The sequence below is a fragment of the Rhodomicrobium lacus genome (genome assembly GCF_003992725.1).
Taxonomy (GTDB): Bacteria; Pseudomonadota; Alphaproteobacteria; order Rhizobiales; family Rhodomicrobiaceae; genus Rhodomicrobium; species Rhodomicrobium lacus.
Genome location: NZ_RZNF01000012.1, coordinates 399,776 through 426,478, shown reverse-complemented (window position 1 = coordinate 426,478; position 26,703 = coordinate 399,776). Strand labels below are relative to the sequence as shown.

Annotated in this window: 24 protein-coding genes; 7 read left to right on the top strand and 17 right to left on the bottom strand. The window is 63.4% G+C overall.

All coding sequences use genetic code 11. From position 1 onward, the window contains the following. Window positions 1-23: 23 nt before the first annotated feature. Both EK416_RS11390 and EK416_RS11385 read right to left on the bottom strand, forming a co-directional pair. On the bottom strand, window positions 24-1,769 hold the full coding sequence (locus EK416_RS11390; protein ID WP_127077609.1) for a heparinase II/III family protein: 1,746 nt from the start codon (window positions 1,767-1,769) through the stop codon (window positions 24-26). A gap of 203 nt (window positions 1,770-1,972) precedes the next feature. Beyond that, complete coding sequence (locus EK416_RS11385; protein ID WP_127077608.1) at window positions 1,973-2,767, bottom strand: LysE family translocator; 795 nt, start codon at window positions 2,765-2,767, stop codon at window positions 1,973-1,975. A 191-nt stretch (window positions 2,768-2,958) separates the two neighbouring features. Between EK416_RS11385 and EK416_RS11380 the strand changes: the two genes are divergently transcribed. Then, window positions 2,959-3,549 carry a hypothetical protein gene (locus EK416_RS11380; RefSeq protein WP_164729997.1) on the top strand — a complete coding sequence of 197 codons (591 nt, stop codon included), beginning with the start codon at window positions 2,959-2,961 and terminating at the stop codon, window positions 3,547-3,549. Between the two features lie 68 nt (window positions 3,550-3,617). Here EK416_RS11380 and EK416_RS11375 read toward each other — a convergent pair whose 3' ends face one another. The 3 genes from EK416_RS11375 to putA all read right to left on the bottom strand — a co-directional run bounded on the left by EK416_RS11375 (window position 3,618) and on the right by putA (window position 9,123). Continuing rightward, window positions 3,618-4,049, bottom strand: coding sequence for a hypothetical protein (locus EK416_RS11375; RefSeq protein ID WP_127077606.1), 432 nt, complete (start codon window positions 4,047-4,049; stop codon window positions 3,618-3,620). Window positions 4,050-4,222: 173 nt separating this feature from the next. Then, window positions 4,223-5,386 (bottom strand): linear amide C-N hydrolase, encoded by a 1,164-nt coding sequence (locus tag EK416_RS11370; protein ID WP_127077605.1) that lies wholly within the window; start codon window positions 5,384-5,386, stop codon window positions 4,223-4,225. Window positions 5,387-5,484: 98 nt separating this feature from the next. Next, window positions 5,485-9,123, bottom strand: coding sequence for a bifunctional proline dehydrogenase/L-glutamate gamma-semialdehyde dehydrogenase PutA (gene putA, locus EK416_RS11365; protein ID WP_127077604.1), 3,639 nt, complete (start codon window positions 9,121-9,123; stop codon window positions 5,485-5,487). A gap of 181 nt (window positions 9,124-9,304) precedes the next feature. Between putA and EK416_RS11360 the strand changes: the two genes are divergently transcribed. The 5 genes from EK416_RS11360 to EK416_RS11340 are packed head-to-tail and all read left to right on the top strand — an operon-like array spanning window position 9,305 to window position 15,119. Further along, a complete protein-coding gene (locus EK416_RS11360; protein WP_127077603.1) occupies window positions 9,305-10,000 on the top strand; it encodes a TetR/AcrR family transcriptional regulator in 696 nt (231 codons plus the stop codon). Beyond that, the gene (gene hlyD, locus EK416_RS11355; protein ID WP_127077602.1) at window positions 9,997-11,010 is read left to right on the top strand and encodes a secretion protein HlyD; all 1,014 of its coding nucleotides are present in this window, start codon (window positions 9,997-9,999) and stop codon (window positions 11,008-11,010) included. Before EK416_RS11360 ends, hlyD begins: the two co-directional genes overlap by 4 nt. Before the next feature lie 14 nt (window positions 11,011-11,024). Then, window positions 11,025-12,809 (top strand): ATP-binding cassette domain-containing protein, encoded by a 1,785-nt coding sequence (locus EK416_RS11350; protein WP_425376125.1) that lies wholly within the window; start codon window positions 11,025-11,027, stop codon window positions 12,807-12,809. Next, window positions 12,806-14,005 (top strand): ABC transporter permease, encoded by a 1,200-nt coding sequence (locus tag EK416_RS11345; RefSeq protein WP_127077601.1) that lies wholly within the window; start codon window positions 12,806-12,808, stop codon window positions 14,003-14,005. The genes EK416_RS11350 and EK416_RS11345 overlap by 4 nt, the downstream gene beginning before the upstream one ends. A 1-nt stretch (window position 14,006) precedes the next feature. After that, a complete protein-coding gene (locus EK416_RS11340; protein ID WP_210210996.1) occupies window positions 14,007-15,119 on the top strand; it encodes an ABC transporter permease in 1,113 nt (370 codons plus the stop codon). Between the two features lie 56 nt (window positions 15,120-15,175). Here the strand turns inward: EK416_RS11340 and EK416_RS11335 are convergent, their stop codons facing one another. Beyond that, window positions 15,176-15,997: a glycosyltransferase family 25 protein gene (locus EK416_RS11335; RefSeq protein ID WP_127077600.1), complete on the bottom strand. Its 822-nt coding sequence runs from the start codon at window positions 15,995-15,997 to the stop codon at window positions 15,176-15,178. A 222-nt stretch (window positions 15,998-16,219) separates the two neighbouring features. Between EK416_RS11335 and EK416_RS11330 the strand changes: the two genes are divergently transcribed. Continuing rightward, a complete protein-coding gene (locus EK416_RS11330; protein WP_164729996.1) occupies window positions 16,220-17,239 on the top strand; it encodes a glycosyltransferase in 1,020 nt (339 codons plus the stop codon). A gap of 88 nt (window positions 17,240-17,327) precedes the next feature. On the opposite strand, the gene EK416_RS11325 is transcribed toward EK416_RS11330, so the two are convergent. From EK416_RS11325 to trpS, 11 genes are all read right to left on the bottom strand, one after another. Next, window positions 17,328-18,287, bottom strand: a complete 960-nt coding sequence (locus EK416_RS11325) for a hemolysin family protein (RefSeq protein WP_164729995.1) — start codon at window positions 18,285-18,287, stop codon at window positions 17,328-17,330. Window positions 18,288-18,382: 95 nt separating this feature from the next. Continuing rightward, window positions 18,383-18,964 carry an rRNA maturation RNase YbeY gene (gene ybeY, locus EK416_RS11320; RefSeq protein WP_127077597.1) on the bottom strand — a complete coding sequence of 194 codons (582 nt, stop codon included), beginning with the start codon at window positions 18,962-18,964 and terminating at the stop codon, window positions 18,383-18,385. 12 nt (window positions 18,965-18,976) lie between these two features. After that, on the bottom strand, window positions 18,977-20,002 hold the full coding sequence (locus EK416_RS11315; RefSeq protein ID WP_127077596.1) for a PhoH family protein: 1,026 nt from the start codon (window positions 20,000-20,002) through the stop codon (window positions 18,977-18,979). A gap of 85 nt (window positions 20,003-20,087) precedes the next feature. Continuing rightward, window positions 20,088-21,494: a tRNA (N6-isopentenyl adenosine(37)-C2)-methylthiotransferase MiaB gene (gene miaB, locus EK416_RS11310; protein WP_127079733.1), complete on the bottom strand. Its 1,407-nt coding sequence runs from the start codon at window positions 21,492-21,494 to the stop codon at window positions 20,088-20,090. Between the two features lie 2 nt (window positions 21,495-21,496). Further along, window positions 21,497-22,339 (bottom strand): lyso-ornithine lipid O-acyltransferase, encoded by an 843-nt coding sequence (gene olsA / locus EK416_RS11305; protein ID WP_245434030.1) that lies wholly within the window; start codon window positions 22,337-22,339, stop codon window positions 21,497-21,499. Window positions 22,340-22,377: 38 nt separating this feature from the next. Next, window positions 22,378-22,875 (bottom strand): ribosomal protein S18-alanine N-acetyltransferase, encoded by a 498-nt coding sequence (gene rimI / locus EK416_RS11300; RefSeq protein WP_164729994.1) that lies wholly within the window; start codon window positions 22,873-22,875, stop codon window positions 22,378-22,380. After that, entirely contained in the window at window positions 22,868-23,551 is a 684-nt protein-coding gene (tsaB, locus tag EK416_RS11295; protein ID WP_281023881.1) for a tRNA (adenosine(37)-N6)-threonylcarbamoyltransferase complex dimerization subunit type 1 TsaB, read from the bottom strand. Before tsaB ends, rimI begins: the two co-directional genes overlap by 8 nt. A 60-nt stretch (window positions 23,552-23,611) precedes the next feature. After that, entirely contained in the window at window positions 23,612-24,205 is a 594-nt protein-coding gene (locus tag EK416_RS11290) for a malonic semialdehyde reductase (protein ID WP_127077592.1), read from the bottom strand. Between the two features lie 67 nt (window positions 24,206-24,272). After that, window positions 24,273-24,827, bottom strand: a complete 555-nt coding sequence (locus tag EK416_RS11285) for a NifU family protein (RefSeq protein WP_127077591.1) — start codon at window positions 24,825-24,827, stop codon at window positions 24,273-24,275. A 117-nt stretch (window positions 24,828-24,944) separates the two neighbouring features. Beyond that, window positions 24,945-25,451 carry a universal stress protein gene (locus EK416_RS11280; RefSeq protein ID WP_127077590.1) on the bottom strand — a complete coding sequence of 169 codons (507 nt, stop codon included), beginning with the start codon at window positions 25,449-25,451 and terminating at the stop codon, window positions 24,945-24,947. A 174-nt stretch (window positions 25,452-25,625) separates the two neighbouring features. Beyond that, on the bottom strand, window positions 25,626-26,663 hold the full coding sequence (trpS, locus tag EK416_RS11275) for a tryptophan--tRNA ligase (protein WP_127079731.1): 1,038 nt from the start codon (window positions 26,661-26,663) through the stop codon (window positions 25,626-25,628). Window positions 26,664-26,703: the final 40 nt, after the last annotated feature.

Genomic DNA, 26,703 nt, shown 5'->3' with positions numbered 1-26,703 from the left:
GATGCTGCGAGAGAAGATCAAGATCAGACGAGACGGCGGGGATGGGCGCCCTGAATGATGGGCTTCTGCTGCTGCGCCACCTTCTCGAATTTCCAATGGACGGACGTTGCCGCCGAGCACGGTCCCTTGAGGACGATCTGAAGAGAGCGTCTAAGGCAGATCGGATCTGCGAAGAAAATGCTCTCCTCGATGTCGAGGTCGGCGCCTTCCGCCACCATGCGCCACGTCGCGCCCGAGGGCAAGGTGAGCGTGACGGCATTCGTATTGCGCGAAAGCTGCGCCGCGACACGCGGATGCAGATGGAAGCGGATCGCGAAGCGGGCATCCGCCTCGATGGCGGTCTGGTTGGCAGGCACGAGCTGGTCGTGGCCGGCAAATTCATGGCCCGATTTGTGGAGCGCGAGCTGCCTGCGGTGGTTCATGCCGAAGCGCTCGCGATAGCCGTCATGGCCGATGCGCACCCCGATGGAGGCGGCGTTTTCGATGATCTCGTGCTGGACGCTGCGCGGACCCGACAGCCAGAACAGTTCGCGCCCCGCGAAACTTTCCTGCGCCTTGATGAGCCGCGAAGACGACAGATCGTCGATGCTGAGCGTCGAATGCGCTGCCGTGGATCGCGAAACGACGTACCAGTCGCCCGTTTCATCCTGCGGTGCTCCGCAATTGGCGATCAGCGGCTCTGTCCCGACGCTCATTTCGAACGCGCCGCAACCGGCATGCGCCCGCGCCGAGAGATGCAGGGGCGGCGGCGCGCCCGCATCCGCGATCACGACGACGTCGCCCGCCGCAAGCCGGGCGTAACCCGAATTCGGCGCGTGGAGGTCGGGAAAGGTGGCACCCATATCGTCATAGGCGAGAACGGCGGAAACCTGATCGAGGAAGGTCGGTCCCATGCCGTTGAACCGCGCGAGGCTGCCGTCGCCGAGGCGCAGGAAGCGCACCATGGCCTGCATGCGTTTCAGCGCGGAGTAGAGCTTTTCCGGCGGTTCGAGCTGGCGCGCGACGAAGCACTGCTTCAGCGGCAAAAGTTCGAGCAGGATTTCGATGAGTTCGCCCGGGTCGCGGGAGACGTGGCCGCCGTCTTCGAGGATCTGTCGGTCGAGTTCCGCCGAGAACGCTGGCAGATAGGACGTGAGGTAGGTTTCGTGTTCGGCGATGCAAAGCCCGGCGAGGAGGATCGCGGTCAGCGCCCTGAGCTTCGGCACGCCTGAGCCGTCGCCATAAACGACGGTCAGATCGTGCAGGTCGCGCGACAGCATGCGCATCACGGCGTCGTAGAAGTCCGGCTCCGCGCCGTCGAGCAGGAAGGCCGCGTGCGAGAGGAGCGCGATCACACGCCGCGCGGTGATGTCCCGGTCGCGGCCGAGCGGCGGCGCACTGTTCGCGAAGGCGATCCAGTCGAGCGTGAGCTTGCGGGCTTTCTCACGGGCGATCTGATCCTCGGCGGCGTGCAGGTGGCGAAGCCAGCCGAAGCCGTAAAGTTCTTTCTGCCATGGAACCGACGGCGGCATGACGCGGAACGGCGATTCGGACCCGATGGGCGCGGTCGCTCCCGCCAGCCCGAAATAGCCGTCGTAAAGCTCGACCGCGAAGCTTGGGTCGCCCGTGCGCAAATCGTGCGGCAGGATGAGAAGGTGATAGGCGGCGGGAACACCGGACATCCAGCGCGAGAAAGGCGATTTCAACGCAAGCCGGATCGCGGACCGACCCGCCCTGTTCACGGCGAGCGCGGCAAGTCGCGCCTGATCTGACATCTGAGGTGGCATCATTAACTTTTTTAGGCGATCCGCCCTCGCGTAAGCAAGGCTTGATTATACCAAGCCTGCAAACAACCAGCGCATTTTTCAAGCATCAGCTAAACGGATGCATGATTCGTCTGTCGAAGCGGACGACATTCTCCCGTTGTCCACCTGATTTCAATCTTCATCCGCACTTTCATCGGCAAATCGGAGCCGCTTCAACGCGGGCGGATCTAACGTCTTGGGAAGGCTATCAGGAGCGTATTCATCGCGGAAGGGTCCGTATCGCCGAAGCGATGGCCCGCCAGGCCGTATGCGAACTGCGCGAAGAGCGCCAGCCCGAAGATGACCAGAACCACGCCCGACGCCTGATTGATGCGCTTCAGGCGGCTTTCGGTCAGCTTGTGGCGCACGCGGCTGATAAGGCGTGAAAGCCCCATCCACCACAGCAGGCTTCCCGTCATGATGGATGTGACCGCCGTTACGGCCTGCACCCAGGTGTCGATGCCGCCCATGATGGAAGTGGCGCCGCCGAACAGCGCGAACAGACCGAGGATCGCACCGGGGTTGGTGATGGTGAGGAAGAATGTCTGCGGCACGATGTTGAGATGCGGGATGATCCGCCAGATGCGAAAGCGCAGTGCTGGCCGGAAAAAGGGCGGGATCGTATTAGAAAGCCGTCTCAGGCGCGCGATATTGGTTGTCGCTGTGGCCACGATCGTCGGTTGCGCGCGATAAATGCTGAGGCCGAAGGCGACGAGGATGACCCCGCCAACCAACTCGATCTTGAGCTGGTGCTCGCGCATGAAGCCGGAAATCGCGGTTGCACCATAGGCTGCCACCGACGCAATGAGCCCGTCGGCAAGCACCGCCCCGAGGCCCGCGGCGAAACCGCCCCAGAAACCTCGCTCCAGCGTCCGCTGGATGCACACGATGTTCACCGGCCCGACGGGAGCCGCGATCAGCACGCCGATGACAAGGCCGATGATGGCAAATCGTGTCGGATCGATGATCGACTCTGCCCACATAGGCCCGCTTCTAGCTCTAGATAAGACCCGTGTCACGAGAAGGAGCGTTTCCGCCATTCTCGCGCCCAAAAACGCCCGCGAGGTCACACCGGATTCGCCGCGCCCGCAAGCACACATGCATGCCGTGAAACGGGGACGTCATGCAACAGGAGACGAACGTGAAAGCATCGCCGAAAACAATTTTCTTTAGGATGAGAGGGCGCTTATGTCCGCTGCCGGGGACGTTCGCGGTGGCGCTCGCGGTTTTGCTGATGCCATTTGCCGCTCTGCCCGCGCTTTCGCAGAATGCCGGCGCGGCATCTGCGGCTCAACCAGCCGCCGAGGTGCAATTCGGGCGTGACGCGACAAGGCTGCCTCAGCCGGTGCAGCGCATGCGGCAGGCGATCATGCAGGCGGCGACGAGCGGCGACATCGAGGCGTTGCGCCTGCCGATCGACATGAACGAACTGCCCCCGGTGTTCGCGAAGGAGCGCACGCCGGACCGGATCGCCTATCTGAAAGGGGCTTCGGCTGATGGCAATGGCCGCGAAATGCTCGCGATTCTGTACAGCCTTCTGACGACGGGCTACGCGATCAGGAACCCCGGCACGAAGGACGAGATGATCGTGTGGCCCTATCACGCCGCGCTTTCGCTCGACAAGCTGACGCCGAGCCAGGAGGTGGAGATCTACCGCTTCCTCCCTCCCGCCCGCGTGAAGGAGATGGCGGCGGCCGGAAAATATGCCTGGTATCGCGTCGAGATCAGCCCGGATGGCGTCTGGCACTCCTTTTCAAAGGAGTGAGGCGCGGGAAACAGTTCCGCGTTTAATGCTGGACTAAACACCTTTTCAGAATCGGAAAGGTGTCGGATCTAAACCATTTTTTGCTTTTTGAGGCGCCCATTAGTTGGCAACGGTTCATCATTCATTGGCGATCTACTTACATATTCAATCTTTTTATTTGTTCTATTTCTTATCTCTTCTATTTTGGCATTGTAATCTCTGACACGTTTTGAATCAATGATCCAGCATAACGCAAAACCAACCGCGGAAGCCGTTAGAACGATGATAGATAGAAGTCCAATTATATCCATCGGTTTTACGACGTGCGAAACGAAAGCATCGAACAACGCCTGACATGCGGGGATAACGGAACCGATTATTCCGCCTAATGCGGTTTGCCCGTATGATTGCACATGGTCGGTTCTCCAATGCCGAAACATTTCCAATTCCTCGTCGGATATATCGTGACGATTGAGTTCGGTTGGAGCTGATGTAACGATGCGTACAGCTTTATCGCTCATGGCAATATCCATCATCGCGAGAATCGGGCCGGAGACGCAACTACTATTGGCCTTTGTCGGTGTTTTTTGCCATAACTGCCAAAAATATCAAGGGGATAGTCACAGCATATGGAGCGGTTTGAACAGTGCATTGAGAAACGCGGAATTGTGCGTCCGACATAACGGACTGCCCGTTACCGCAGCCGCTCCCCACGTGGCATTGTGCGTTCTCGTTTCGCGGTATCGCTGCGCTTCTCGCCAGCATCGGCGCGAGCCGTTGCCGTCGCCTCAAGAAACTTGAACGGCGCTGTGTCCTTGAATTCGCCCGCCGTCTCGCCCGCATAGATTTCGCCGTTCGCCAGCGCGAGCTTCTTCACGGGCGCGCCGCGCTTCAGGTCGAGCTTGTCGAGCGAGACCCAGAAGGTGTTCGGGCGCGTGGCGGAATCGAAGAAGTAAACGCGGTCCTTCTGGTCCGACACCGTGCGCCAGATCGTAGAGGCGATGTTCGGCTCGTCCTTGCTCGCGGCAAGGCCGAGCGGCACGCTCACACTGCGCACTGTGCTCAGCACGCTGGCCGCGGCCTGATTTTCGAAGCTCTGGTCCGGCACGCTCTTGATGTAATTCGGGTCGATCTTCTTCGGCAGGCGGTTCAGGAAGAACGAGGCGCGCGCGAAACGATCGGAAGCGCGGCTGGTGCCTGGCAGAAAGGCATAGCCGCCGACATCCTCCCAATATTCGTTGATTGCAAGCTGCTTGTCGTAGGTCGGCGAGTTCGTCATCACCGTGTACTGCTTGCCGTGATGAATGAGGAGCTTGCCGCCGACATATTCAAAGATCGCGGAATCGCCCGAGGCGTCGGACAGCGAAAGATGCAGGGTCGACGCCGAGCCGTTCGGGAAGGTCGGCGCGAGAAGGGTGAACGGCTCCTTGCGGAATGCCTCGACGGCTTCCGAAACCGTCGCGAAATTGTCGAGCGCATATTGCGCCCAGGCGACGTTGGAAAGAAGCGGCTTCTGGCCGTCCGCCGATCCGTAATCCGCCTCAGCGAGATAAAGCAGGTTCGCGACGAGACCCTTTTCGTTCAAGCCGTCGCCGCTGCCCGCATTATAGCTCGCGGTGACGACGCTGCCATATTTCGAGGTCCATTTCAGCGAGCGCGGTCCGGCGGCGCCGTCGCGTTCGAGCCCTGCCGGGAAAGCCCAAAGGTCGGACGCCATGTCCTCCATCCAGTCGAGCGTGCGGCCCGTAAGGACGGTCTTGTCTTCGCCGGTGAAAAGGATGCGTGTGCAGGGAGACGCCGTTCCCGCCGATGTCAGCGCGAACGCGGCGGCGAACAGGGCAAGGGCGCGAGGCTTCATGAGACACACTCCGATTTCTGCGGAATGACGGAGCGTAGTGCCGATGACTTAATGCTCCCGCCTGTGCCGGACCGTCGCTTTTAATAAGATTCGACGGGCTATTTGCCGAGCGCCATCAGGCTTGCATTGCCGCCCGCCGCCGCCGTGTTGGTCGAAACGGTCTTCTCACGAACCAGCATCGTGAGAGGGTAGGGCGGACCGGGCAGCACGGGCACGATTGCCCCTTCGCGCTCGGAAGCCGCGCGCGCCGCTTCTGCCGCCCTTTCATCGATGGCGAGAACCGCCGCAATATCAACCCCCCGGATCGAGGGCGCCATGGAACACCGCGAAGCGAGCGCTGCCGGTAGCTTATCGCAGAGCGCGTGAGCCGCCTTGATGTCGAGGGATGCGAATTCGTTGCCGGTGACGAGTGCGGCGCCGAACTGGTGAAGCAACTCGGCAACCGTCTCGGCCACGCCAAGCACGCGCCCGCGCGGCTGGAAGAGCAGCCGGTTTTCCTCGCCGACAGGGCCGGGGAGGGTCACTTCACGCGCGAACGGCGTCGCATCGCGATAGACGCTGAACACGCTGGAGAGAAGCGCGCGGTCCGACGTGCCGAGGAGACCGCCCGCGCCGGACCGGACCCATGTGGCGAGGGCATCGAATGCCGCAAGCTTCTCCTCGTCGCGTGCGCCTTCAAGCCGGGGCGGTGCCGCGTCCCTCGCGAGCCTGCGCAGATAAAGCGGCCCGCCCGCTTTCGGCCCGGTGCCGGACAGCCCCTCGCCGCCGAAGGGTTGCGAACCCACCACCGCGCCGATCATGTTCCGGTTCACATAGATGTTGCCCGCTTGGGCGCGCGCCCCAACGGAGCCTTGCGTCTCGTCGATGCGCGAATGGACCCCGAGCGTGAGGCCGTAGCCGGTCGCATTCACCGCGTCGAGCGTCGCGGCCAGATCCTCGCGGCGGAAGCGCAACACGTGCAGCACCGGGCCGAACACCTCGCGCTTCAGCTCCGCGATGCGGTCGAGACGGATGAGCGTCGGCGCGATGAAGGTGCCCCTTGCTTCGGCGGGAACCGGCGTCTGGCAGAGCACGCGGTCGCGCTTCTTTTCGATGTAATTCGCCAGAGCATCGCGCGCCTCCGCGTCGATCACCGGGCCGATGTCTGTTTCGATTTTCGCCGGGTCGCCCACGCGAAGCTCGGCCATCGCGCCTTGCAGCATGGCGAGAATGTCGTCGGCAATCTCGTCCTGAAGGCACAGCACGCGAAGCGCGGAGCAGCGCTGTCCGGCGGAGTCGAAGGCGGAAGCGAGCACGTCCGCCACCACCTGCTCGGGCAGTGCCGACGAGTCGACGATCATGGCGTTCTGCCCGCCCGTCTCGGCGATGAGCGGCACTGGCCCGCGCGTGGCGAGCGTGCGTTCGATGGATTTCGCCACCGATGTCGAGCCGGTGAAGACGACGCCCTTCACACGCGCGTCCGAAATGAGCGCCGCGCCGACATCGCCAGCGCCGGGCAAGAGGTGCAGCACATCCTGCGGAATGCCCGCTTCGTGGAGAATGCGCACGGCTTCAGCGGCGACGAGCGGCGTTTGCTCTGCGGGCTTGGCGAGCACGGTGTTGCCCGCCGCGAGCGCCGCCGCGATCTGGCCGGTGAAGATGGCGAGCGGAAAGTTCCAGGGGCTGATGCATGCAATCGGGCCGAGCGGTGCCGCTGCGAGGGTCCTCGCGTCGGCGGCGTAGTAACGGCAGAAATCGGCTGCCTCGCGTATTTCCGGGATGGCGTTGGGCATGGTGCGGCCCGCCTCGCGAACGATGAGCGCGCCGAGACTGAGGCGAGCGTTTTCGATCAGGTCGGCGGCGCGCTCCAGCATGGAAGCGCGGTCTGCGGCGGGCGTCGCGGCCCAGCGTGGGACCGCATCGGCGGCTTGCACGAGTGCGCCCTCGATGTCGGCGGCGGTCGCGTCGGCGGCATGCCCCACGATGTCGGCGGGGTCGGCCGGATTGACGATGGCGCGCGGCGGGCCCGCGTCTTTCGCCGCGTCGGCTGAAATGGGCGCGGCGCGGAATGTCGTGGGCGCGGCGCGGAACGTCATGGCCCGGCTTGCCTCGATAGCGCGCGCAAAGGCGTCTCGCTCCACGGCGTCCGCAAGATCGAGCCCTCGCGAGTTCCGGCGCGGCGCGAACAGATCGGCGGGCGCGGCGATTTCGGGATGAGGAGCGCCGCCAAGCCGGGCGGCCTCCTCCACGGGGTCGGCAATGAGGTCGTCGACGCTCACGCGCTCGTCGACGAGCTGATGGACGAAAGAGGAGTTCGCGCCATTTTCGAGAAGCCGCCGCACGAGATAGGCGAGCAGCGTTTCATGCGTGCCGACGGGCGCGTAGATGCGGCACGGGCGATCAAGTTCCCCCTCGCCGACGACGCGGCTGTAAAGCGCCTCGCCCATCCCGTGCAGACACTGAAATTCATAGGCGCCGACGCGGAAATCGGGCGCCGCGAGGTGGTAGATCGCCGATAGCGTATGTGCGTTGTGCGTGGCGAATTGGGGAAATACGCGTTCGCCTGCCGCAAGCAGCCGCTTGGCGCAGGCGAGATAGCTCACGTCGGTATAGGCTTTGCGCGTGAAGACCGGAAAGCCCGCCAGCCCGTCCGCCTGCGCGCGCTTGATCTCGCTATCCCAATATGCGCCCTTAACCAGCCGCACCATGATGCGGCGGCCTGAACGCTCCGCGAGGTCTATCGCCCAGTCGATCACCGGCGCGGCGCGTTTCTGGTAAGCCTGCACCACGAAGCCGAGGCCCTGCCATTCGCGAAGCGCCGGCTCGAACGCGAGCCGTTCCAGAAGATCCAGCGACGGTTCCAGCCGGTCGGTTTCCTCCGCGTCGATGTTGAAGCCGATGCCGCGCTCCGCCGCCATCGTCGCCAGACGCAGAAGGCGGGGGTAAAGTTCAGCCCCGACGCGGTCCATCTGCGCGTAGGTGTAGCGCGGATGCACCGCCGACAGCTTCACCGAGATGCCCGGCGCCGCATAAATGCTCCGCCCGCGCCGCCGCTCGCCGATGATGCGGATGGCGTGTTCGTAAGATGCGAGATAGGCGAGCGTATCCGCGTCGGTCATCGCCGCTTCGCCCAGCATGTCGAAGGAATAGCTGAAGCCTTTGGCCTCGAAAGGCGCGGCATGATCGAGCGCTTCCTCGATCGTCTGCCCGGTGACGAACTGGCGGCCGACGAGCCGCATCGCGAGATCCAGCGCCTTGCGGATCACGGGTTCGCCGCCCTTGGCCATCGCACGGCTGAGTGCGGCGCCGAAGCCCTCCGCTTCACGCGCGGAGACGAGCCGCCCGGTGACGAGCAGCCCCCACGCCGACGCATTCACGAAGAACGACGAGCTTTTGCCCGCATGCGCTCCCCAGTCGCCCTTTGCGAGTTTGTCGCGGATGATGTGATCGCGCGTCCGGGCGTCGGGGATGCGAAGCAGCGACTCGGCAAGGCACATCAGCGCCACGCCCTCGCGGGTCGACAGCGCGAATTGCTGCATCAGCGCCTCGACGCCGAAGCCGTCCTTCTTCTCCGCGCGAAGCTCGGCAACAAGGCGGCGCGCCAGAGCGGCAACCCTCTCCGCCGTGGGTGGATCAAGCCGTGCCCGGCTGACGAGTGGTGGAACAATCTCCGGCTCCGGCAAGCGGGTGACCTTGCGGATTTCCTCACGAAGAGCGGCGCCAGACCCGGAATCGAAAACCTGGTTCATGATGTTCATGCCGACCTCCGCGCTCGCGATCTTCGCCCGCGACGCTGCACAAGGCGCGCTGCGGCAAAGCACCGCTTCGGATATTTGATGTTTTGTCGCAGGCAACAAGACCGGCGAGGCGAGAAAGCCGTTTGCTTGCGCCCTGAATGACGATAATATGACTGAACAGTCAGTCATATTGAGCGTTGCCATGGCACAGGACGAACCCCCCGAAGACACGGCCTCCCCGTTCGAAGGGGACAAGTCCGCGCCGGAGCGAAAAAGGCCATCGGCCGACGCGCGCCGCGCGGCCATCCTCGCCGCCGCCTTCGAGATCTTCTCCGATAAAGGTTTCGCCGCAGCCCGCCTCGACGATGTGGCCCGCAAGGCGGGTGTGGCGAAGGGCACGCTCTACCTCTATTTCCCCGACAAGGAAGCGCTGTTCGAGCAGCTTCTGCTGAGCTTCGCCGGTCCCCTGCTTTCGCGGATCAACGCCATCGCGATGCTGCCCGATGTGCCCGCGCCGATCATTCTGGAGCGCATCCTTTTACTGTTTCAGAGCGAAATTCTCGGGACGGAACGCGAGAAGATGCTGCAACTCCTCATCTCGGAAGGCCCGCGCTTTCCGCGCATCGCCGAGTTCCATCATCGCGAGGTGGTTTCGCACGGGCTCGCGGCAATTCGCGCCGTAGCCGCGCGCGGCTTCGAGCGCGGGGAACTTGGTAGCGACGCGCTGGCAAAATGCCCCCAGCTGTTTTTCTGGCCGCTGCTGGGCGTTGTCATCTGGCGGTCGCTGTTCGGACGTTTCGATCCGATCGACGTCTCGACGGCGATCGACGCTCACCGCGATCTGCTCGGTCTGGTGGAGCGAAACAAACCGCTTGTCGTGAAGGAGAAGCCGGAATGAAACGCGTCCTTCTCATCGTGCTTGCCGTCGTCGCGGCGGGCGCCGGTTACTGGTGGTACAGGGAGAGCCATCGCGACACCGGCGAATTGCGCCTCCACGGCAATGTCGAGGTCCGGCAGGTCAACCTCGGCTTCAAGGTTGCCGGACGCATCGAAACGCTCGCCGTCGATGAGGGCGACAGGGTCCGCACCGGACAGACGCTCGCGTCGCTCGAAAAGATCTACTTCCGCGAAACGCTGGCGCAGATGCGCGCACAGGCCGATCAGGCGGCGGCGAACTACGCGAAGCTCAAGGCGGGCTACCGGGTCGAGGAAATCGCGCAGGCGCGCGCGGCGGTGGCCGAACGCGAGGCGACGCTTGCGAATGCCACCATCACGCGCAAGCGCGCCGAGTCGCTGCTCAAGACGCCCGCAGGGTCGCAGAAAGTGTTCGACGACACGCAGGCGGCGGAGCGGCAGGCCGAGGCGCAGCTCAATTCCGCGCGCGAGGCGCTCCGGCTTCAGGAAGCGGGCTACCGCAAGGAGGACATCGTCTATGCGAAGGCGCAGCTCGACGAGCGCAACGCCGTCATCGCCACCATCGAGCGGCAGCTCGCCGACGCGGACCTGATCGCGCCCGGCGATGGCACCGTGCTTTCGCGCGTTCGCGAGGTCGGCGCGATCGTGCAGGCGGGCGAGACCGTCTTCGTGGTGAGCCTTACCAATCCCGTCTGGGTTCGCACCTATGTAACCGAGCCGGACCTCGGCCGCATCAGGCCGGGCATGCCGGTCACGGTTCACACCGACACGCCGGGTGGAAAGGTCTATCGGGGAAAGATCGGCTTCATATCGACGGCGGCCGAGTTCACGCCGAAAACGGTCCAGACCGACGAGCTTCGCACTTCGCTCGTCTATCGTCTGCGCGTCGTGGTCGACGGCAACGATGAAGAACTGCGCCAGGGCATGCCGGTCACGGTGGAGCTTGCCGCGCCCGCCTCCGAGGCGACGCCTCTTGCGAGCACCGCGCCATGACGACCGGGCGCGTCATCACTGAAGCGGAAGGGCCTGATATCCCGCCGATGGCGATTGCGCGCGACCTCGTCAAACGCTTCATGCCCGACGGACCGCCCGCGCTCGACACGCTTTCATTTGCCATCAAGCCCGGGCAGGTGACGGGGGTCGCCGGGCCGGATGGCGCGGGCAAGACCACACTGATGCGGCTCATGGCGGGGCTTTTGACGCCCACGTCGGGCTCGCTCACCGTTTGCGGGTTCGACACGATCCGCGACTCGATCGCGCTGCACCAGTCCATCGGCTACATGCCGCAGCGCTTCGGCCTCTACGAAGATCTGACAGTCCTCGAAAATCTCACGCTTTACGCAGACCTTCGCGGCGTGGTCGGCAGGGAGCGCGAGGACACGTTCAAGCGCCTTCTCGCCTTCACCGATCTAGCGCGCTTTACCGACCGGCTCGCGGGCGCGCTGTCAGGCGGCATGAAGCAGAAGCTCGGGCTTGCCTGCGCCATGCTGAAGGCGCCGCGCATCCTGCTTCTCGACGAGCCGGGCGTGGGCGTCGACCCGATTTCGCGGCGCGAGCTTTGGCAGATGGTTCACGAACTGACGGGCGAGGGCGTCGCGGTCGTCTGGACGACGGCCTATCTCGACGAGGCGGAGAACTGCGCAGAGGTCATCGTGCTGAACGAGGGCAAGCTGCTCTATCAGGGCGAGCCGAAGGCGATGACGGCGCGCATCGGCGACCGCGTGTTCCTGCTCGAAGGGGCGGGCGCGGAGCGGCGCGTCGTGCTCGAACGCGCGCTGGCGCGGCCCGACATCATCGACGGCGTGTTACAGGGCGCCGCCGTGCGCCTGGTCACGAAGGAAGGCGCGCCGCCGCCCGAGCCCGAGGAGATCGAGGCGGCGGCGCCGATCACCATCGCGCCCGCGAAACCGCGTTTCGAGGATGCGTTCGTCGTCATGCTCGGCGGCCAGCCGAAACGCACGCGCGAAATGAAGTCCGCCGGACGGATCGGCCACCGCGACGGGCCTGCCGTAGAAGCGCTGGACCTGACACGCAAGTTTGGCAGCTTCACCGCCGCGGACAACATTTCCTTTTCCATCCGGCGCGGCGAGATTTTCGGGCTGCTCGGCCCCAACGGCGCGGGCAAGTCCACCACCTTCAAGATGATGTGCGGGCTCTTGCGCCCAACGTCCGGCACCGCCCGCGTCGACGGCTATGACCTCTACCGCGCCCCGGCGGCCGCTCGCTCCCGCCTCGGCTACATGGCGCAGAAATTCTCGCTCTATGGCGATCTGACCGTGCGACAGAACCTCGACTTCTTCGGCGGCGCCTACGGGCTTACGGGACAGGGAAAGCGCGAGGCCATCGAGCGCGCCATCGCCGCGTTCGACCTCGGCCCGCATCTTGCCGCCAATGCGGGACAACTGCCGCTCGGCTTCAAACAGCGCCTCGCGCTCGCGGCGGCGATCCTGCACAACCCGCCTGTTCTCTTCCTCGACGAGCCGACATCCGGCGTGGACCCGATCACGCGCCGCGAGTTCTGGGGCACGATCAACGCCATGGTTTCGGGCGGCGTGACCGTGATGGTAACGACGCATTTCATGGACGAGGCCGAATATTGCGACCGCGTGGCGCTGATCTATCGCGGCCGCTGCATCGCGCTCGACACGCCGGACGCGTTGCAGGCGCGGGTCAGGACGGCCGAGCTTCCCAACCCGACGCTTGAAGACGCGTTCATTGCGCTCGTCGAAGAGCAGGATAGCCAGCGCCAGCGGGCGGAAGGCACGAATTCGCGCCTCGGGACGGCGGCATGACAACGCTCGAACACAGACCCGGCGAAGCGGCCCCTTTGGCCGCACCGAAGCAAGCGGATGCCGCGCTCCGCGATCGCAGCGGCCGCTTCCGCCGCATGAACGCGCTGATCCGCAAGGAGACGCTGCAAATCGTGCGCGATCCGAGCAGTCTCGTGATCGCCGTGGTTCTGCCGATCCTTCTCCTGTTCCTGTTCGGCTTCGGCGTATCCTTCGACGTGACGAAGATGCGCATCGGCCTTGTCATCGAGGAGCCGACCCCGGAGACGGCGCGGTTCGAGGCTTCGCTCACCAACACGCCATGGTTCCGGGTGAAGGTCGCGCACGACCGGCGCGAATTTCTCGACGATCTCACCGCCTCGCGCCTCGAAGGCGTGATCGTGCTTTCGGGCGACTTTTCGGAGCGGATCGGCCGGGGCGACTCCGCCGCGGTTCAGATCATCACCGATGGCACGGACCCGAACACCGCCTCGCTTGTCAACGGTTACGCGCAGGGCGCCTGGCAAAGCTGGCTGGCACAGCTGGCGGTATCCGGCGGCACGGAAGGCGCGGCGCCCATCTCCACCGACCCGCGTTTCTGGTTCAACCCCGAGCTTGAGAGCCGCCGTTTCCTCGTGCCTGGCTCCATCGCGCTGATCCTCATGATGATCGGGTCGCTTCTGACAGCGCTTGTGGTTGCGCGCGAATGGGAGCGCGGCACCATCGAGGCGCTGCTGGCCACGCCCGCGAGCGTGACGGAATTTCTCGTCGGCAAGGTGGTGCCGAACTTCGTGCTCGGGCTCTGCGCGATGACGGTCTCGGTGCTGTTCGCCATCTTCGTGTTCGACGTGCCGATGCGGGGTTCCGTGCTGGCGCTGCTTGGAGCTTCCACCGCCTTCCTGCTCGTGGCGCTCAGTTCCGGGCTTCTCATATCCTCGCTGGCGCGGTCGCAGTTCCTCGCGAGCCAGATCGCCATGATCACGGCTTTCCTTCCCGCGCTGTTCTTCTCGGGCTTCATCTTCGAGATTTCGAGCATGCCGGGGCCGTTGCAGGCCTTCTCGGCGATCATCCCCGCCAAATACTATGTGCGGAGTCTTCAGACGATCTTCCTGGCGGGCGATGTGGCCGCGGTCCTCGTGCCTTCGATCCTGATCCTTGCATTCATGAGCCTCGTCCTGATGCTGCTCACGGCGCGATACTCGAAAATGAGGCTCGACTGACATGCTGCCTCCGAGACTGTTCGCGCTCATCGTCAAGGAACTGCTCGCCGCCTTCCGCGACCCGAAGGCACGCATCGCGTTCATCATACCGCCGCTGATGCAGGTGTTTCTCTATGCCTATGCGGCGACGCTGGAGGTCAAGCATGCCTCCATCGCGGTTCTCAACGAAGACTGGGGCGAAACCTCGCGTCAGCTTGTGAACCGCTTCGAGCGTTCGTCCGCTTTCGCGCCGATCCTGTGGCTCAAGAGCGATCGCGAAATCGTGCCCGTCATCGACAGCCAGCGCGTCGTCGCCGTCGTCCGCATCGGGCAGGATTTTTCGCGGCAGGTGGCTGCGCGCGAGCCGGCGACCGTGCAGGTGATCCTCGACGGACGGAAATCGAACACCGCGCAGATCCTGAACGGCTATATCGGCACCATCGTGAGCCAGTTCGCCATCGATCAGGCGATGGGCGGAACCGCCCCGCCGGATATCAGCACCGTTGTCGAGCGTTCCTGGTACAACCCGAACCGCGACTATGCCACAACCATGGTGCCGAGCCTCGTTGCGACGCTCACAATGACGACCGTGCTCATGATCATGGTGATGTCGGTGGCGCGCGAGCGCGAACTCGGCACTTTCGAGCAGCTTCTCGTGTCGCCGCTTCAGCCGCATGAAATCCTCATCGGCAAGGCGGTGCCGGGGCTCATCGTCGGCTTCGTGCTCGCAACCGCGATCATGCTCATCGTGACGCAGTTCTTCCATATCCCCATGCTGGGTTCGCCGCTGGTGCTTTATGCGGGGCTGCTGGTCTTTCTGCTCGCTATCATCGGCGTGGGCCTTTTCATTTCCTCGCTCGTGTCGACGCAACAGCAGGCGATGCTGGGCGCAATGGTCTACATGATGCCCGCGATGATGCTGTCGGGCTTCACGAGCCCCGTGCAGAACATGCCGGATTGGCTCCAGCCCGTCGCGCTCATGAACCCGCTCACGCATTTTCTGGTGATCGTGCGCGGCGTTTTCCTGCGCGACATGCCGATGGCGCTTGTGGCCGAACGGATCTGGCCAATGCTGTTCATCGCGGTCTTCACCTTGACGGCGGCGGGGTGGCTGTTCCGGCGGAAAATTTCGTAACCCGGTCCCGCGCGCTGAACGTGGCTTTCGCCAGACCCGCATTCGTGATGCGAACCTCAGACGCGAACGAGATCTGCGCGCTTGCGGATGCGGCGCCCGAACAGGGCCTTTTTGATACCGAGGAGATTTATCTGGAAAAAGAGGTGCCCGGCGCGCCTTTTTGCAGACCTTAGTCCTTTCCGAACGGCGTCGCGCAGCACGCGCGCGGGCGAGCGGCGCGGCTTTGGCGCCTTCGGTGGCCTTGGGGCGCGTCCCATCTCGCTTTCTCCTTCCTGGACAGCGGGGAGCGGAAACAGATGGAATATCGCGAGGTCGGCGGCCGGTGGGTCGAAAGCCTGACGGTCGTAAGCGGCGATCATCACCGGCATGCGGGCCAGGAGAGATTTCGCTCCGCGCTGCGTCACGATGTAAGCGGCGGCTCCCGGCCATCCATCCGACGGCAGAAAGACAAGGTCGCGGCCCGCGCATGCGGAAACCCGGATAAAGGGAATTTTCGCGCGGGGCATCGCGATTTCCAGTTTCAGCACGTCGACCTGCGGGGGAAGATTTCGCGCGGCGTTGAGGATGGCCGCGAAATCGGGCGAAAGGCGCACATCGTCCTCAAGAATGCAGGCGAGGGGCAGGTTTCGCGCGACGACGGTTTCGAGAAGCGCGCGGTGGCTCAGGAAACAGCCGATCTCGCCCGAAGTGCGCCGGGGCCGTCCTTCCCAGAGGCGCGGCGGTGCGACAGCCTCAAGCTCTTCCACGCTCAGCAACTTGCCGGCCACGCCGGGAAAGCGCTCAAACGCAAGGCCGAGCGCATCGAGCTGCTCTTTCATCGCGGCGAGGCGGTGGGGCGCGCTGTCGAGGTTAAGCAGGAAAATCGGCATCAAGGACATGACGCGCCGTCGCTGTGAAAGTTCGAACGCAATGTTCTTCCGAGATTACCAAGGCTCTTTCAAGGGATCTTTTGCAAGAATAGAAAGGTGGCCTATGCGGCCCGCCGCGCCGCGCACTCCGATCAGCACTTTTGCTTTTTTTAATAAATGGCGCTCGCGACTTCACTAGCGCAAAGAATAACTCCCGCATAAGAAGGGATGCAAGACGGGAGGCGAGCCGCCATGAACTTGATCGATTTCCTGCATCCGGCTCGCATCTACACGGGCGAGACGCTGAGAACGGGTGCCATGGGGGGGACCGAAAGCTCGGTTGTCCATCTGGCGGAAGCTCTGGCGCAGCGCGGGCATGATGTGCGTGTTTTTAACCGCGTTGCGGAGCCGAGGCACGTCTTCGGCGTCGAATATCTGCCGATGGACGCCGCTGGCGCGCAAACCCGGGGGGACATCGGTATTTCCGTTGCGGCGCCCAAGGCTTTCTCGACCGCCTCGTTCCGCGTGCCCATCCTCTGGCTGCACAATCCGCTGAAGGGCTTCCGACAGCTCCGCCAGGGTTCGGTGCTGTCAATGTTGAAGTCGCGCCCCCATATCGTCCTTCTGGGCGAATATCACGCCCGCCACGTCCCGCGCTGGCTCCCATCCAGCGGTCGAAGCATCATTCATCATGGTATCGCGGGCGCTTTTCACCGTGAGCAAAGCGCTGCCGTGGCGCCGCAGCCCCGTGCCATATTCACCTCGCAGCCTTATCGCGGTCTCGACTGGCTTCTCGGTCTGTGGCCGGAAGTGCGCGCCAGGGTGTCCGACGCCAGGTTCGACGTGTTTGCGCCGAAGGCTCACCAGGCCAACGCGAATGCCGCCAAGGCCGCGCCGGATGGTGTCCTGTTTCGCGGAAGCATCGCGCGCGATGCGCTTGTGCGGGAGTTGGAGAACGCGAGAATCCAATTCATTCCCGGGCACAGGGATGAGACCTATTGCCTTGCCGCTGCGGAGGCGATTGCATCGGGGGTGCCCGTGGTGACGCTCGGGGCCGGATCGCTCAGCGAGCGTGTCCGCGACGGCGAGACCGGTTTCGTCGTGAAGGGCAGGGACGAGTTCGTGGCGCGCAGCGCCGCGCTTCTTTCCGACGACGCGCTGTGGGCAAGGATGCACCGCGCATGCCTGGCGGACAGCGCCATCGCGACATGGGATGCGCGCGCAATTGAGTGGGAAGCGCTGTTCGAGAGACTGTCCACACGACGCTCGTGAAAACGTCCGACCCGGCCACGCGGAGAGAGTTTTCCGCCCTGAACTCGTCGGGAACTGACAACATCCCGACCGGAACTTGTCTCGTCTGCTAAGCCGCTCTCGCGTCGCGAAGGTCTGCGCGTGAGGCAGGCTCTCCGCCAAGGCTGTTCTCGCCCTCTGGCGCGGGCAGCAGAAGCGGCTTCTCCGGCCCGTTGAGCCCGCGTTGTTTGAAGATCCGCACGGTATGCAGGCGGCGCGGCCCGGCTTCGACGATCTCGAACGTCACTCCCGAGGGATGGTGTATGAGCTGCCCGCGTTTCGGGAAGCTTCCAACCATTGCGAGGATCAGGCCGCCAAGCGTATCCACGTCGTCGGTCACGCCCGGCGTGGCGAGCGACAGGCCGAGCACCTGCTCGACATCCTCGATCGGGGCACGGGCGCTGGCGATGAAGGTTTCGTCCTTGATCGCGATCGAGAATTGCTGCGCATCGTCGTGTTCGTCGGCGATGTCGCCCACGATGGAATCCACGAGATCCTGCAAGGTTACGAGGCCGTCGGTGCCGCCGAACTCGTCGACCACGATGGCGAGATGCGTGGTCTTCGCCTTCATCTTCGCGAGCAGAGCCAGCGCCGACATGGAAGCCGGCACGAACAGCACCTCGCGGACCAGTTTCGAATCCGCGATAGTCGTCTTGAGCACATCCTGGCTCAGGTCGACCTGGCCCTGTTTCGCGCCGTGCTTCATCACCCACACCATCGCGTCCTTGATGTGGACCATGCCGATGGCGTCGTCGAGGCTCTCGCGGTAGACGGGGATGCGGGCATGGCCCTCCTGCGCGAAAAGCGCGAGCAGGTCCCCGACTGTTTGCTGTTCCTCCGCCGCCACCACGTCCGCGCGCGGGAGCATGATTTCGGAAACCTTCGATTCGCCGAAGCCCAGGACGTTGAGGAGCATCATGCGCTCCTGCTGCGACATCGATTTGTCGTCTTCGGCGACGCTTTCGGCGATGGCGCTTTCAAGCGTCTCGCGCAACGTCTCGTTGCTGGCGAAGCCGAGATTGGCCGCCATCCGCTGCAACCAACCAGCGGAAGGTTTCGATTTCCCCGTTTCGAGCAATATTTGTGGAGGCATGGCTTTGCGGTGAGTGGGCCCTGTTGAAGAGGTCAGAGTGTGTGAGCGGATGTGTTCGTATCGTCCCGATAAGGGTCGGGAATGCCGAAACGGCCAAGGATGACGCGCTCGGCGGCTTCCATTGCGTCGGCATCGGCGTCGCCCTCGTGATCGAAACCGACCAGATGGAGAACGCCGTGGGCTACGAGATGAGCGGAATGCTGAAGAGGCGTTTTCGCCTGTGCTTGCGCCTCGCCCGCGACGGCGTCGTAGGACAGCGCCACATCGCCAAGGAACGCGGGCTCGTCGTCAAGAACGGCGGCGCGCGCGGCTTCGGGCGATGGGAACGAAAGCACGTTGGTGTCGGAGTCCTTGCCCCGGAACACCCTGTTGAGAGAACGAACCTGCTCGCCGGACATGAGGGCAATGCTCACGCATGCATTCTCCGGCGTCAGGCCGGCCTCGCGCAGCGTCTCGGCCACGAGCTTGGGGATGAGGTCTTCCAACCCATCAACGGATACCCAGCGATCGTCTTCGATCGAGATATCCGTGCCTATTCGGTAAGGTTCGGCTGCCGCACCCGGATCGGGGTCCGGGGAGGTATTCGAGTCGGAAACTGTCAATGGCGGTGTCATGGCCTTCTTAATTTAGCGCTTTGTTTCGTAAGCTTCAATAATTCTCCCGACCAGCGGGTGGCGAATCACGTCTGCACGCGTGAAAGCCACGTGCGCAATTCCTTCCACGCCATCGAGCACGCCGAGCGCATCGGCAAGCCCCGAATGCTGGCCGGGAGGCAAATCGATTTGCGAAGGGTCGCCGGTAATGATCATGCGGCTGCCCTCGCCGAGACGGGTGAGGAACATCTTCATCTGCATGACAGTGCAGTTCTGCGCCTCGTCGAGGATGACGATGGAATGCGCGAGGGTGCGGCCGCGCATGAAGGCGAGCGGCGCGATTTCGATCATCTTCGTCTCAAGCCCGCGTTCCACTTTCTCCGGCGGAAGCACGTCATAAAGGGCGTCGTAGAGCGGGCGAAGATATGGGTCGACCTTTTCTTTCATGTCGCCGGGCAGGAAACCGAGGCGTTCGCCTGCTTCCACGGCCGGACGCGAAAGCACCAGCCGGTCGACCTCGCCGCGTTCGAGGCAACCCGCCGCATAGGCGACCGCGAGGTACGTCTTGCCGGTGCCCGCCGGGCCGGTGCCGAACACCAGTTCGCGGGATTGAAGAGCCTTGATATAGTTCGACTGCGCTGGCGTACGCGCGACGATGGTGCGCTTGCGTGTCTTGAGTTCGCCGACGTTCGGCACGGGCTGCGGCACCGCAAGCCCGGCGCCGCCCGACCCTGGGGCACCTGTCAGGTGGCGGATCGCGCCTTCGACATCGCCCTGCGTCAGGGTTCCATCGCCCTTGGCGCGGCCGTACAGCGTTTCGAGCACCGTCTTCCCGTGAAGGCACGTTTCCTTGTCGCCGTCGAGCACGACCACATTGCCGTGCACCACCGCGCGAATGCCGAGCCTGTTTTCGATGAGGGCGAGATTCGCATCGAACTCGCCCAACACATCGGCAAGCTTTCGGTTATCGTCGAACGTGATTTCAATCCGGTAAAGGGATTGGGACGATTGCGACGGTTTCGAGCCGGCGCGCCATGCCTGACGCGAGCTTGCGGTCATCGATCGCCGTGGCGGTATGTCGACACCGGGCAAAAAATATTTCTCCGCATTTCGCCTGCCGAGCGCTCTCTGGAGTATTGTCTCTTCATGTAGCGTCTTCGTCCAGATTTTTTATGACAGCACGAAGACTATTTTGGCTTGCGGCCATGATTTCCACATCGGTGATGCGTCCGATCAGCGCCGTATCGCCCTCCGCATACACCGGTTGAAGATAAGGAGAGCGGCCTACGACCTGTCCGTCATTGCGCCCGCGCGATTCCCATAGAACCGCAAGCGTTCGCCCCACCATGGCGGAATTGAAGGCGGTCTGCTGCGCGAAAAGAAGCGCCTGCAGGCTGGCGAGACGCTGCGACTTTGTATCTTCGGGGACATGTCCGGGGCGGTCGGCGGCGGGCGTGCCGGGACGCGCGCTGTATTTGAAAGAGTAAGCCTGCGCAAAGTGGACGCGTTCCACGATGCGCATGGTGTCCTCGAAATCGGCGTCCGTCTCGCCGGGAAAGCCGACGATGATGTCGGTCGACAGGGCGAGATCGGGGCGCGCATCGCGCAAGCGATCCACGAGGCGGAGATAATCCTCCATGCGGTGCTTGCGGTTCATCGCCTTGAGAATGCGATCCGAGCCGGACTGGAAAGGCAGATGCAGATAGGGCATCAGCCTCGGCAGGTCGCGATGCGCGGCGATGAGCGCGTCGCTCATGTCGTTCGGGTGGCTCGTCGTGAAACGAAGGCGCGCGATCCCGTCGACTTCGGAGAGCGCCCGAAGCAGGTCCGCCAGCGTCCAGGTCTTCCCGGATGGCCCTTGACCGGCCCACGCATTGACATTCTGCCCGATGAGCGTGATTTCGCGCACGCCGCGCTCGGCGAGGCGCTTCGCTTCTTCGATGATCTGTGCGACAGGCCGCGAATATTCCGCGCCGCGCGTGTATGGCACCACGCAAAACGTGCAAAACTTGTCGCAGCCTTCCTGCACGGTGAGGAACGCGGCAGGTGCGGCGCGAAGCTTTGGCGCGGGCAGGCTCGCGAATTTTTCGGCGGCGGGAAATTCGGTCTCGATGACGGGACCGCGGTTGCCGGCGCGTCGCTCGATCAGTTCGGGGAGGCGATGATAACTCTGCGGGCCGACGATGATGTCGACTGCCGCGCGTCGGGCTATTTCCTCGCCCTCGGCCTGCGCGACGCAGCCGGCAACCGCGATCATCATGTCACCGCCCTGCTCACGGCGCGTTTCGCGAAGCACGCGCATGCGGCCAAGCTCTGAAAACACCTTTTCGGCGGCCTTTTCGCGGATATGGCAGGTGTTCAGAATGACGAGATCCGCGTTTTCGGGCGAACCGGTCTCGGCGAAACCGGCCGCCCCCAGCGTGTCGGCCATTCGCTCGCTGTCATAGACGTTCATCTGGCAGCCGAACGTCTTGATGAACACGCGCTTTTCGGGCGCCTCGGCTACGGGCCGCGTGTCTTTCTCAGTCTTGGGGGCGCAAGCGTCGTGCATTCTCATGCCGCGCGCGGACGCGCCGTCACCTGCTCGACATAAGACTGACGGACCTGCGCTTCCGAGAACGCGGCAAGCGCCTTCCGGTCGCGCAGCGACGCCAGACGCACCGGCTCCCCTAGGCGAACGGTCACATCGATCGGACCGCTCTTCAGCACATTCCAGGCATGGCTCATCATGTCCATGTCGCCATACCAGGCGATGAGCGGGCGCTCATGGCGAAGGATCGGCAGCCCGTGAAGATGCGTGTAGGCAATGGAAACGGTCTGCACCACAGCGTCCGGGCCGTTGTCGTTGGCGGCATTCGGCGCAAGCGAGGCGGCGGAGAAAAGCGAGCTTCTGAACGGCAGGATGCGGTTGCCGTCGCTGCTCGTGCCTTCCGCGAACAGCACGATGGTGTCGCCCTTGGCAAGACGCTCGGCGATCTCGCCCGCCTTGTCCTTGACCAGCGTGCGCCGCGTACGGTCCACGAACACCGTGCGTTGCAGCTTGGCGAGGAGGCTGACGAACGGCCACACGCCCACTTCGGCCTTGGCCACGAAACTCAAGGGCGCGACGGTCGACAAGGCCGGAATGTCGAGCCACGAAATATGGTTCGAGACGAGCAGCACGGGGCGATCGGCGGCAAGCTTGCCTTCCACATGCACCCGGATGCCCAAAATGCGGCAGACGAGCTTGTGATAACCGTTCGGCAGCGTCTTGGCCTGCTTGAGGCCAAGCTTCAGGAACACCCATTGCACGAGCATCAGCGGCAGCGTCACCGCGAGGAACGCGGCAAGGAGCACCGACGCCCGAATTGAGCCGAGCAGCCGCATCATGAAACCGTGAAAAACGAGAGTATCCATGCCGCCTTCATATCCGAGCGCGTTCAATGATCGCTTCATTACGGACTGCTTATCTCCGGGTCAACGGCCGAACGCGCTATATCCAGCCTCATGACGAGAGCCGTTTCGGACGCAGAGCTTTCGTGCCGGTAATAATTATCTCGCCGCGCGACGACGCGGAAACCGAGTTTTTCATAAAGGCCGCGCGCTTCGCGATTAGTTTCCGCCACTTCCAGATAAATGCAAGCAGTGAATCGCTCGCGGCAAAGTTCGAACGCGGCCCGCATCAGCCGCGTTGCATGGCCGCGACTGCGGGCCTCCGGTGCCACCGCGATGGCCAGCACCTCCGCTTCGTCAGCGGCGAACTGGAACAACGCAAAGCCGCAGATGCGGCGGTGATTCGTCGCTTTGAGAAGGGCGCGATTTGCGTCGACCGCCGCTGCGGCGAAGTCGGACTCCGGCCAGCCGGGCGGCGGGGCTCCCGCGTGCAGCGCCGCGATGGCGGCCGCGTCCGCTGGTGAAGCAAGGTCGATCGGGACGTCGGCGCCGTTACTCATCTTTGCGGGGGATGAGATTGCGCGTCTGCGGCTTGGCGTCGGGCGGACGAACATAAAACGGTGTGGGCATATCGTGCGCAGGGTTCAGGGTGAAGGCAAGCTCCGCCAGCGAAAGCGCGTCCGGGAAAAGATCCGGGTCGGCCAAGGGGAGGGCGACAAACCCGCCGTCGATCAGCGCGGTGGCGGCGGGCCCCGCTAGGACATCGGCTTTGCCGTCGAAGAAAGCGGCGCATTCGGCATGAGGCAGGGTCACGATTTCCGTGACGGCTTCACGACCCGGCTTCAAAATCTGGCAAAAGACCGCGTTCACGCCGGCAGGCGCAGCCAGACCATACGGGCCCTTCGCATGTCCGGCTTTCTCGAACGCTGCCGCCATGATCGAGAAGCTCGTGGCGCCCACGACGGGGACTTTTGCGGCGAGCCCGAAAGCCCGCGCCGCCGCAACGCCGGTCCTGATGCCGGAGAAGCCGCCGGGGCCGACGGACACCGCGATGCGGTCGAGGCCGGCGAAAGCCAGCCCAGCTTCCGCCATGAGCGATCCGATGAGCGGGATGAGTTGCTCGGCTTGACCTCGCACGCTTTCAAGTCTCTTGACGCGTACCGCCTCACCTTGCCGCGCAGTTGTCACTGCGACCGAGGTGCGGCCCATGCTTGTTTCAATTGCTAAAACTCTCACGACTGAAGGACACAATCTTGTTTCTGGCGGGAAGGGCTTAAGGAGGAAGGGCAGAATACACTATAAGGTTGCAGAAATCTCATCGAAGGCAAAGCGAGGTAAACGCGAGCGTAGCGCTGCCGGATCACCATAGCCGAGATTGCAAAGAAAGTTCGACTTGATCTCCGTCCCGCCAAAGAACTCGCGATCGACGGCGGTCTGATCGAAGCCTGACATCGGGCCGGTATCGAGGCCGAGGGCGCGCGCGGCAATGATGAAATAGGCGCCCTGAAGCGTGCCGTTGCCAAGCGCTGTCGCTTCGAGCATGGCGGCGTCGTTGCCCTCGAACCAGGCCCTCGCGTTCTCGTGCGGGAAAAGTCTCGGAAGGTGTTCGTAGAACTTCAGGTCGTAACCGATGATCGCGCAGACGGGTGCGGCGAGCGTCTTCGCGCGGTTACCCTCGGAGAGAAGCGGGATGAGGCGGAGCTTGGCTTCAGGGGACTTCACGAAGACGAATCGCGCGGGCGATTGATTGGCGCTCGTCGGCCCAAGGACGGTCAGATCGACGATCCGCCGCAGAATGTCATCCGCGACGGGTCTGTCCTGCCATTTTGTATGCGTACGGGCCTTCAGAAAAATCTGATCAAGGCATTCCGCAGCGATGGGGCGCCCCATGCGTTCCCTCTTATTGTGTGCTTGGATACAGGACAGCACAACATATAGAGGATCGCGAATCGAAGTACTAGACGGGCTGGACCTCTTGAACTTCGGGGACGAAGTGTTTCAACAGGTTTTCTATGCCGTGCCGCAGCGTTGCCGTCGCGGACGGGCAGCCGGAACACGCGCCCTGCATCTTGAGGTAGACGATACCGTCGCGGAACCCCTTGAAGGTAATGTCGCCTCCATCGTTCGCCACGGCGGGGCGCACGCGCGTCTCGATCAACTCCTTGATGGTCGAGACGACTTCCTCGTCGGCGGCATCGAAATCTTCGTCTTCCGCGACGCGCCTCTCGTCAGAGAGCACCGCCTGACCCGACATGAAATGTTCCATGATGGCACCGAGGACCGGCGGCTTGAGACTGTCCCAGTCGCCGCGATCCTTTGTCACGGACACGAAATCCGAGCCGAGGAACACGGCGGTGACGCCTTCGATATCGAACAGCCGCGCCGCCAGTGGCGAAACCCCTTCCGCGTCGTCGCTCGTGAGAAATTCGCGCGTACCCTCTTCGAGCACCGTGCGGCCCGGCAGAAATTTGAGTGTCGCCGGATTTGGCGTCATCTCTGTCTGAATGAACATGTCTTTCCTCTTTTGCGCCCGTCCCCCGGCGCCTTCAACCATGAGCCAGATTAGGCAGGGTTGCGCCCGCCTTTCAAGAGAAAATCCGACTGCTCAAGTCGGAAACTCCGCTTCGCCTCAGGCGAGACCGTTCACTTCTTCGAGCGTGAGATGGCCGGGCACGATGGTGATGGGAATCGGAAAGGTGCCTGCCTTCGCGCCGGCGAGCGACGACACGAGCGGTCCCGGTCCATTGGGGTCCGTCGAGGCGCCGAGCACGAGAATGCCGATCTCGCGATCCTCGTCTATGAGCTTCACGATTTCATCCGCGAGATGACCTTCGCGGATGATGTCCTCAGGCAAGATTTCCTCGAAGCCCCAGGTTTTCAGTTTCCGCGCGCGCAGCCGGAAAACGGCACGTGCCTTGTGATATTGCTCCTCGCGAAACGTCTCTTCGACGCCGAGCCAATGCGTCATTTCCATCGGTTCGATCACGAACAGGAGCGAAAGGCCGCCGCCCGTGCGGTGCACCCGGCGCGCGGCGTAATAGAGCGCTGTCTCTCCCTCCGGCGACTCGTCCACCACGACGAGGAATTTTCGCTTGTGACCGCCGGTGAAAAGATCGCGTGGCTCACGGTTCGCCATGTTTGCGTCCTCTGCTGGAACGGCGTCGCCCTTGCATGTTCCAACTTGCGGAAATCGGTTCTCGTTTCCGGGCTTTGCGCGTCGCCCGGAGCAAAGCTTATCACGGACCGCTCTCAGGCAAACCGTGATTCGCCGTGTCCCCGACCGGGGCGTCGATGCGACGGCGAGCGATTTTTATCGCGGCGCCCTCGAAACGAAGCCGACGATGTTGCGCACGTGGCGCAGCGTTTCGGAGGCAATGGCGTCCGCTCGCTCCGAGCCGTCCGCAAGCACCGCGTCGATATAGGCGGCGTCAGCCGAAATGCGCTTCATCTCGTCGCCGATGGGACCGAGTTTCGCCACGGCAAGGTCGGCAAGCGCGTTCTTGAACACCGAAAATTGCGAACCGCCGAACTCACCGAGGATCTTCTCCACGCTGTCGCCCGACAGCGCGGAATAGATGCCGACGAGGTTCTCCGCTTCGGGACGTCCCTCGAAGCCTTTCGGATCGGTCGGCAGGGGCTCGGGATCGGTCTTCGCCTTGCGGATCTTCTTCGCGATGGTGTCGGCGTCGTCGGCCACGTTGATCCGCGACAGGTCGGACGGGTCCGACTTAGACATCTTTTTCGTGCCGTCGCGCAACGACATGACGCGCGTCGCGGGGCCGGAGATGATCGGCTCCGGCTGCGGGAAGAAGCCGTCGCTGAAGCCTTCGGCCGCGATCGTCTCCGCGAAATCGTTGTTGAACTTCTGCGCTATGTCGCGGGAAAGCTCCAGATGCTGCTTCTGGTCCTCGCCGACGGGCACGTGCGTCGCGCGATAGGCGAGAATATCCGCCGCCATCAGCACGGGATATACGTAAAGCCCGACGCTCGCATTTTCGCGATCCTTGCCCGCCTTGTCCTTGAACTGCGTCATGCGGTTCAGCCAGCCGATGCGCGCGACGCAGTTCAGAACCCAGGCGAGTTCCGCATGCGCGCTCACTTGCGACTGATTGAAGATGATGTGCCGCTTGGGGTCCACACCCGCTGCGATGAACGCAGCCGTCACTTCGCGGGTGGAGCGCTTCAGGTCGGCGGGATTTTGCGCGACCGTGATCGCGTGCAGATCCACGACGCAATAGATACAGTCGGTCCGATCCTGCAACGCGACGAAATTCTTGATCGCGCCGAGATAGTTGCCGAGATGCAGGTTGCCGGTCGGTTGAACGCCGGAAAACACAAGCTCTTTCATTGTGGTGCTGGCCTTGATGATCGAGGCGTTGTTATGAGCC